7 protein-coding genes are annotated in these 8724 nt (G+C 52.2%); 3 read left to right on the forward strand and 4 right to left on the reverse strand.

Annotated features, from left to right (window positions below; genetic code table 11):
• Positions 1-1323 (reverse strand): transketolase family protein (locus B2Z72_RS11525; protein WP_297004858.1); only part of this gene is annotated, 1323 nt, incomplete at its 3' end.
• 487 nt (positions 1324-1810) lie between these two features.
• Here B2Z72_RS11525 and B2Z72_RS11530 point away from each other — a divergent pair.
• From B2Z72_RS11530 to B2Z72_RS11540, 3 genes are all read left to right on the forward strand, one after another.
• Positions 1811-2218 (forward strand): ketosteroid isomerase-related protein, encoded by a 408-nt coding sequence (locus B2Z72_RS11530; RefSeq protein ID WP_296980223.1) that lies wholly within the window; start codon positions 1811-1813, stop codon positions 2216-2218.
• Positions 2219-2298: 80 nt separating this feature from the next.
• On the forward strand, positions 2299-2907 hold the full coding sequence (locus B2Z72_RS11535; RefSeq protein WP_296980224.1) for a GNAT family N-acetyltransferase: 609 nt from the start codon (positions 2299-2301) through the stop codon (positions 2905-2907).
• Positions 2908-2962: 55 nt separating this feature from the next.
• On the forward strand, positions 2963-3898 hold the full coding sequence (locus B2Z72_RS11540) for a carbon-nitrogen hydrolase family protein (RefSeq protein WP_296980228.1): 936 nt from the start codon (positions 2963-2965) through the stop codon (positions 3896-3898).
• Between the two features lie 352 nt (positions 3899-4250).
• Here the strand turns inward: B2Z72_RS11540 and B2Z72_RS11545 are convergent, their stop codons facing one another.
• From B2Z72_RS11545 to B2Z72_RS11555, 3 genes are all read right to left on the reverse strand, one after another.
• Positions 4251-5459 (reverse strand): MFS transporter, encoded by a 1209-nt coding sequence (locus tag B2Z72_RS11545; protein ID WP_296980230.1) that lies wholly within the window; start codon positions 5457-5459, stop codon positions 4251-4253.
• 93 nt (positions 5460-5552) lie between these two features.
• Positions 5553-6770: an MFS transporter gene (locus B2Z72_RS11550; RefSeq protein ID WP_296980232.1), complete on the reverse strand. Its 1218-nt coding sequence runs from the start codon at positions 6768-6770 to the stop codon at positions 5553-5555.
• A 352-nt stretch (positions 6771-7122) separates the two neighbouring features.
• Positions 7123-8010 (reverse strand): SGNH/GDSL hydrolase family protein, encoded by an 888-nt coding sequence (locus tag B2Z72_RS11555; protein WP_297004861.1) that lies wholly within the window; start codon positions 8008-8010, stop codon positions 7123-7125.
• Positions 8011-8724 lie beyond the last annotated feature (714 nt).

Consider the following 8724-nt stretch of genomic DNA (forward strand, 5'->3'; position numbering starts at 1 on the left):
GTATTCCATAAACATCAGGAAGGTGGCGCCGTAAGGTACGAAGCCTTTGTGCAGGGCGATACCGTTCATCATGGCGCTCATACCGAATTCACGTACGCCGTAGAAAATGTAGTTACCGGAAGCGTCGGTTTCGCTTACGCCCTGGCAGCCTTTCCACAGGGTCAGGTTGGAACCGGCGAGGTCAGCAGAACCGCCGAGGAATTCCGGCAGCAGCGGGCCGAAAGCATTCAGCGTGTTCTGAGAGGCTTTACGGGAAGCAACCACTTCGCCTTTTTCCTGACATTCTTCGATGTACTTCTGTGCCTGAGCAGCGAAATCGACTGGCAGATCACCGCTGATACGGCGTTTGTATTCAGCAGCCAGTTCAGGGTAAGCCGCAGCGTAAGCAGCGAACTTCTCATCCCATGCAGATTCTGCGGCAGCGCCTTTTTCTTTCGCGCTCCAGCCAGCGTAAACATCTTCAGGAATTTCGAAAGCACCGTGTTTCCAGCCCAGACGCTCGCGGGTCAGAGCGATTTCGTCGTCACCCAGAGGTGCGCCGTGGCAGTCTTCTTTACCTTCTTTATTCGGTGAACCAAAACCGATGATGGTTTTGCAGCAGATCAGGGTTGGCTGCTCGCTGTTAGCGCGGGCGGTTTCGATCGCCTGTTTGATCTCTTCCGGATCGTGGCCGTTAACACGCGGAATTACCTGCCAGCCGTAAGATTCAAAACGCTTAACGGTATCGTCGGTGAACCAGCCTTCCACTTCACCGTCGATGGAAATGCCGTTGTCATCGTAGAAGGCAATCAGTTTGCCCAGACCCAGCGTACCAGCCAGCGAGCAGGCTTCGTGGGAGATACCTTCCATCATGCAGCCGTCGCCCATAAACACGTAAGTGTTGTGGTCAACGATGTCGTGGCCTTCACGGTTGAACTGGCCAGCCAGTACTTTTTCCGCCAGCGCCATACCGACACCGTTGGCAATACCCTGACCCAGAGGACCGGTAGTGGTCTCGATACCTGGTGCGTAACCGTACTCAGGGTGGCCCGGAGTTTTGGAGTGCAGCTGACGGAAGTTTTTCAGGTCGTCGATGCTCAGATCGTAGCCGCTCAGGTGCAGCAGAGAGTAGATCAGCATAGAACCGTGGCCGTTAGACAGAATAAAACGGTCGCGGTCGGCCCATTGCGGGTTTTCCGGGTTGTGCTTCAGGTAATCGTTCCACAGAACTTCGGCAATATCAGCCATGCCCATTGGTGCGCCCGGGTGACCGGATTTAGCTTTCTGTACGGCGTCCATAGCCAGAGCACGGATGGCGTTGGCCAGTTCGGTACGAGATGTCATAACGACTCCTGAATCTGATTCGCTGCTGCCCGGGCGCGGAAACAGGCCCGTGGCGGATTAATACGGCTCCGGCTGGACGGAGCGGAAAAAAGGGGCGCTATTGTCGCTCAGATGCTGATCAACGGCAACGGTGAAAGCCAAAACACCGGGCGTTTAAGCGCGTTTATGCCTGTGACGGCGCCGACAAAGCGGGTGACATTCTGTAGCCACCGGAGTTGATTGACTATTCGTCACAGAAGAACACTGCATTCGCCTCTTTGTTTCCTGCAGGTTAAGTTTTATTCTCTTGTTTATCAGCAGTGCCGGAGCAGGTCTTAGCCAGCTTCTGCAGCAAAACTTCAGGTAAAAGGCAGGGCAAACGGATGTCGCAAATATGCAGATGGCGGGGCTGCTCAGCATGGTATCGTACAGGTCAACCGTATTGATCAGCAGCAGGCACACAGTACTGCCGGCTGCGCAGACAACAACCCTCATTCAGGAATCTTGTATGACTCAACAGGCTGTCGAATTAATTCAGGCTTATTACGATGCGTTTAACCGTCAGGATATGGATGCCTTTCTGGCACTGCTGACGGACGACGTGGTGCACGACATCAACCAGGGTGATCGCGAAACCGGCAAAGCAGCTTTCAGCGAATTTATGGTGAAAATGAACCGTCATTACCGCGAACAGCTGGTGGATATGGTGATCATGGCCAACGCCGAAGGCAGCCGTGCCGCAGCAGAATTTGTTGTGCTGGGTGAATACCTGAGCACCGACGAAGGCCTGCCGGAAGCCGCCGGACAGACTTACCGTCTGCCAGCCGGTGCCTTCTTTGATATCCGCGACGGCAAAGTTGCCCGCGTGACCAACTACTACAACCTGGAAGACTGGATCGCTCAGGTCGCAGGCTGATTTCCGGCCCGCAGGTTGCGGCCTTAAACTGGCCGCGTTTCTGATAAGACTGCGATATTGATTAAGGCACGGCACAGAGCATGAACCGACAACTCAGCTTCGTTAATGTCAGCGGTCAGGCGCTGGCGCAGTATATTTCTGAACTGGCGCGCCTGCGTATCCGCGTATTCCGTGAATTTCCCTACCTTTATGATGGTGATCCGGCCTACGAAGAACGTTACCTGCAGACCTATCTGAACGCTGAGCGCAGTGTGGTGGTGCTGGCCATTGATGAATCCGATGCGGCACGTCCGGTGGTCGGCGCATCATCGGCGTTACCGCTGGCAGATGAAACCGAAGAAGTGCAGCGTCCTTTTATTGCCGCGGGCATGAACCCGGACGATATCTTCTATTGCGGTGAATCGGTACTGCTGCCGGCTTACCGTGGTCTTGGCGCCGGGGTCGAGTTCTTTAACCGCCGTGAAGCTCATGGGCGGGCATTGAGTGGATTTAAAACCGTCTGCTTCTGTGCGGTACAGCGCCCGGACGATCATCCGCGCCGCCCGGCAGATTATGTGCCGCTGGATGCCTTCTGGGGGAAGCGCGGTTATCGCAAAGCGCCGCAGCTGCACACCACCTTCAGCTGGCAGGATCTGGATGAAGACAGTGAATCCGAAAAGCCAATGACCTTCTGGTTAAAAGATCTTTAATCCTGCTGCGTGCAGCGCCCGATATTTTTCAGTTATCAGCCTGGATACATACATTGTGAATCAGACATCAGCAAACCGTCAGACCCCGACAGATCGTCAGTTACAGGTGCGCGTTGCCAGCGCACAATACGACATCAGCTTTTTTAACAGCTGGGATGAATACAGCCAGAAAATCACCCGCTGGGTTAATGAAGCCGTTGCCAATGGTGCGCAGCTGCTGGTGTTTCCGGAATACGGCAGCATGGAATTACCGTCCATGCTGGGCGAGGATGTTCTGCAGGATATGCACAAACAGTTTGCAGAAATGCAGACCCTGTGGGCCGATGTGCAGGCACTGCATCTGGCACTGGCGGCAGAACATCGGTTGCTGATTCTGGGCGCGAGCTTCCCGTTATTGATGGACGACGGCAGTTACCGTAACCGCGCTGTGCTTTACGGTTATGGGGAAGATGGCGAAGGGTGTGTGCTCGGCTTTCAGGATAAGCTGATTATGACGCGCTTTGAAAATGAGCACTGGCAGATCGCAGCCACCGATGAGATTCAGCTGATTGAAACGCCGTTCGGCAAAATCGGTATCAATATCTGCTACGACTCAGAATTCCCGCTGTTAGCCAATCAGCAGGTGACCGCAGGTGCCAATATTATTCTGGTGCCAAGCTGCACGGATACTGAAGCCGGGTTCTATCGCGTGCGCATTGGTTGTCAGGCACGGGCGCTGGAAAATCAGTGCTACGTGATTCAGTCGCCGACAGTCGGCAAAGCTGAATGGTCCGAAGCAGTGGATATTAATTTCGGGCTGGCGAGTATTTATACGCCGGTGGATTACGGCTTCCCGGCCAATGGCATTCTTGCTCAGGGTGAAGTGGATAAGCCAGGTTGGGTTTATGCCGACCTGGATTTAACTGCCATCGAAAATGTGCGTAATAACGGTCAGGTCTTTAATTACCGCGACTGGCCGCTGCAGAGTAAAAAGTCGCTGGCTGACGGGTGAATCTGCTCCTGCAATAATTCGCCTATTCAGAATCATTGTAGATACAAGGGTGCGCAATGCGCACCTATAACCACAAAATAACCGTAATGATCCGGGATGTCCGGCTACGCCGGATTCGCGGCTGAAGCCGCTCCTACAATGTATTGCCTTGGTCGGAAACAGAGGTTTGTTGTAGGAGGTGCTTCAGCTCCGATGGCCGCAGGACCATTCTGTAATTTCGCGGGTGAACCCGCTCCTGCAATAAATCGCCCACTCCGTAATTTCGCGGCTTACCCGACTCCGCAAAAACGGTCATCTCTAACCTTCACCACACATTAAACTACTGCTTCTATGCGGTATTCGAATTGGCGATTTACCCAACCTGACCTGCTTTCTTTTTTAACAACGCCGCGCCAATAAAATAGATCAATAAGGCGGTGATGGTCATGGCTGCGCCGACATAACCCACGGAACTCCAGCCATAACCGGCGGCCACGGCAATGCCGCTTAACCATGGGCCTAAAGCGTTGGCGAGGTTAAAGGCAGAATGGTTGGATGCCGCCACTAATGTCTGACCGCCTTCGGCAATATCCATCAAATGCGTCTGCAACGCCGGAGTCATGGCAATCATGGTGCCGACCAATAAACAGCCCAGCAAAATGGTAGGCAGCGTGCCTGTCATCTGCGGATAGATCAGCAGAGTCACGGTAGCCCAGGCCAGAATAATCCCCAGCGAATGATAACCCGCACGGTCAAAAAGCCAGCCACCGACGATATTGCCGATAATGCCACCCAGCCCCAGCATCCCGAGGCCTACCGGAATCCATTCAGGTTCTGTCATGGTAACGTTCAGCATAGTTGGAGCGAGATAGCTGAATACACAGAACATACCGGCAAAGCCAATGGAGGCAATGGCCAGCGCGATCCAGATATTCAGATTAACCAGGGATTTAAGTTCCCCCAGCGCGCTGCTGCGCTGTTCATCCGGATTGCGTGGCAGAAACGCAAAAATCATTACCAGGGTAAATAATGACAGCAGACCAACCAGACCAAACACATAGCGCCAGTCAGTTAACTGGCCCAGACGGGTTGCCAGCGGACTACCAAACAACATGGCAAAAGCGATACCAAGCATGACCCGGCTGACGGCTTTGGCGCGCCCGTTGGCCGGTGCCAGTGATGAAGCCACCAGGGCGATCACACCAAAATATGCGCCGTGGGGCATGCCGGCAATAAATCGACACACCAGCAGCAGATCGTAATCAGCGGCCACTGCACTGGCGATATTACCGACGGCAAATAATCCCATTAGTAAAATCAGCAGCTGGTGGCGCAGCAGTCGCGCACCGGCGATGGCCAGTACCGGTGCACCCACCATGACTCCCAGAGCGTAAGCACTGATTAAATGGCCGACCTGAAATTCGCTGATGTTGACGTCGTTGGCGATATCCGTCATTAACCCCATGGGAGAAAACTCGCTGATACCGATGGCAAAGCCCCCCAGCGCCATGGAAAATTCGATTAACGCACGACGCGAACGGGATAAATCATCACTCGGTTTTGGCCGGGTAAACAGCGGCATACAGTCTCCATTAATACGCACTTATCGCGCGGATAAATAATGTTAAAAAAGGCCGCGCAGTCTAGCGGCTGCATTCAGGCGTTAACAGACAGCTCAGCGTGACAGATTGTTCGCAGCCAGGGTTTGCCCTGATGCTATGCGACCAAATACCAGATACATGGCCAGTGCCAGCCCGGTCATGGCTGCCCCGACATAACCGGTCGAACTCCAGCCAAAACCCGCAGCCACCGCCATGCCGCTGAGCCAGGGTCCCATGGCGTTAGCGACATTAAATACCGAAGCACTGGATGCTGCAGCGAGTGTTTGTGCATCGGCAGCAATGTCCATTAAATGGGTTTGCAATGCGGGTGAAATGGATACCATGGTACCCACCAGAAAACAGCCGATTAACATACTGGGCAGGGTGTAAGTGAACAGCGGATAAATCAGCAGAGCGATGGTGCCCCACAGCAGTAATACACCCAGCGAGCGGAACTGAAGTTTATCGAACAGCCAGCCACCGAACATATTGCCGGCTACGCCACCTAAACCGAAAGCGGCCAGCGCCACGGGAACCCAGGATGGGTCAGCTTTGGCCTGATTAATCAGCGTTGGTGCCTGATAGCTGAACGCACAGAACATACCGGCAAAGCCCACTGAACCAATAATCATCGACATCCAGATTGCCGGATTACGCACGGCTTTTAATTCGTTGACAGGATTATTACGCACTTCGTTTGGATTTTTGGGCAGAAATAATAGAATCATCGCCATGGTAAAAATTGCGCACCCGGCTACTAGGGCAAAGGTAGAGCGCCAGCCGGTTTCCTGGCCGAGCCAGGTGGCCAGCGGGCTGCCAAACAGCATAGCGCCGGTGATCCCCAACATGACCCGGCTGACCGCTTTGGCCCGTCCATTGGGCGGTACCAGCGAAGCTGCAATCAGGGACATAACACCAAAATAAGCGCCGTGTGGCATACCGGATAAAAACCGTGCCAGCATCATATCGCCGTAATTCTGCGCCATCACACTTAAGCCATTACCGACGGCGAAAAAAGCCATCAGCAGCAGCAATAACCAGCGCCGTTCCAGGCGTGCACCGAGCACCGCCAGCAGAGGTGCACCGACCATCACACCCAACGAATAAGAGCTGATGAAATTACCCACTTCAAACTCACTGATGTTCATTGATGCCGACATTTCCGGCATCAGTCCCATCGGCGCAAATTCACAGATACCGATGGCAAAACTGCCTAACGCCATGGAAAACTCGATGACCGAACGCTTGGCCAGTGACGGATAGGCGATCACCGGGTTGGATGAAACCGACATGCAAAACTCCGCAAAGGGATGAACTCGAGCGTGAGTTATAACAAAGGGGCGGGGGAGGGGATTGTCAGGGCGCGCAGGATTAATGGGCCGGGGGCGCACAGCTGGCAAGAGACAAACGATTCGGCAGAAGCGAAGTGACAGAAACAGACCGGCAGATTTAAAGAGTTGAGCAGGCAATGGGGATCAGATATTGGTAATATCCGATGCGTAATGTCCGGCTTCGCGGCTGAAGCCGCTCCTACAAAAAATGCAGGCCTACAAAGGATTTCGCAATTGTAGGAGGTGCTTCAGCTCCGATGGCCGCAGGCCCATTCGCAATCTTCGCGGCTGAAACCGCTCCTGCAGAGCGCGCCTACAGAGCTGCTTCCGCCATTTTTTCTCCCATGATGGCATGTACATGGCGGGTCGGGTGCCATTCATCCCAGAAATAATATTCATCTGGAGAACCACAAACGGGCTTAACTTCTGGATACACAGGTTGGCATGCATCGGTCAGGTTAGTGAAACCATAATCTTCGGGATTCTTCATGATCATATTGCTGGCGGCTATGTGATCGAACAGAGTGATATCAACATGGGTATTGTTTACCAGAGTTTCCGTTAAGGACTGCAGGCGGGTGTTAAAGCGGGTCTGAAATTCACTGGCCAGTTCTGTTTGTCCTGCTGCGGTAACGGCAGGCAGAATTTCCAGGTCGGAAGAATTTACGATCATAAAGTGCTTTGCACCAAGCGTGCTGAGTTGCGCTACTGCTTTATCAATATTTGCCACAGCTGAATCTGCGAGGGCAGTGACCGTGCCCTCCAGTGCGTAATCGGTATGCTCAAAGAAGTCATTGGCTGAGATAAAAATAAAATACAGCGCGTCAGCATCCGCGGGCTGGCTGTTCAGAGTCGTTGAAAAGCTTTCAACCTGGCCAATAACACCTGTTTTTTCGTACGGATTCATCCAGTGGTAGTAGTTATCTTCACCACTTTTGGCACCGCCGACGGCGTAATCAATCAGTGGGATATCAAGCTCATCAGCCATTACTTCTACCGCTGTTGGGCCATTGGTCCAGCGGTTTTGCCAATACAGATCACCGGGGAATATCATCGAATCTTTGACGCCCTGATCAACCATACGGTTGGTGATTTCGTAAGAAGCACCATCATCAGAGTAGCTGTCTCCGAAGGCGATAATCTGAGTGTATTCCTGTTCAGCAGAAGAAGGAGCCTGTTTCTCTGCGGATTTTTGAGTCATTGCTGTACAGCTGGATAGCAATCCGGTTACGACTAAACTACTGATCATAAGTTGAAAAGATTTCTGCACCTGACACTCCTGAATATTAAACCGGGTGTAAATTTACTATTTTTATTACTAACATCTGATGATAATGATCGCAATAACCCAATATGAATACCTCTCATGGTTTGCCCGGTTCAGGATCGGTAAATAAAGATTGGTGTGGCCAATTTATATGGAGATCTGTGATTGCAATAAATGAATATTAGATTCTCATTAGATGGAATATACAGACCCTTAAGCCAGGATTTATTGGTGTAATGAATTGCCGGATATGATTTTATTTCATTGGTTCAGGTGGTGATATTGGTTGGGAATCTGTGAATGGATCAGTATGTTTTGAGTGACATTGGCAGGATTGTTTGGACGTTTTTTTCGGGTTTTCAAGCGTTTTTCTGGCGATTCTGATTCAGAATAGGTGTCAAAGCTGAAGCTTAACTCCTGTATTTAAGTCATTGCTGCTTACCATGGTGGGCAAACCAACCCTAAAGATTTTTCCAAATTTAAACCGTATTTAAATTCTATAATCCGGTTTTTTTAGGGTGGGCTCCGACCACCGATAATGCAAATGTCCGGTCCATTCGCAATCTTCGCGGCTGAAGCCGCTCCTACAGAGCCGAGAGCCGCTCCTGCAATTCAAACTGTCATCGAATCATTGTAGGGTGCTCACTA

The organism is Thalassolituus sp. UBA6592, from assembly GCF_002433655.1.
Classification (GTDB): domain Bacteria; phylum Pseudomonadota; class Gammaproteobacteria; order Pseudomonadales; family Oceanobacteraceae; genus Venatoribacter.

Bases quoted from the DNA above. Each gene is read 5' to 3' on its own strand.
- B2Z72_RS11545 (WP_296980230.1), bottom strand. From the start codon at position 5,459: ATGCCGCTGTTTACCCGGCCAAAACCGAGTGATGATTTATCCCGTTCG.
- B2Z72_RS11550 (WP_296980232.1), bottom strand. From the start codon at position 6,770: ATGTCGGTTTCATCCAACCCGGTGATCGCCTATCCGTCACTGGCCAAG.
- B2Z72_RS11530 (WP_296980223.1), top strand. From the start codon at position 1,811: ATGACTCAACAGGCTGTCGAATTAATTCAGGCTTATTACGATGCGTTT.
- B2Z72_RS11535 (WP_296980224.1), top strand. From the start codon at position 2,299: ATGAACCGACAACTCAGCTTCGTTAATGTCAGCGGTCAGGCGCTGGCG.
- B2Z72_RS11555 (WP_297004861.1), bottom strand. From the start codon at position 8,010: ATGACTCAAAAATCCGCAGAGAAACAGGCTCCTTCTTCTGCTGAACAG.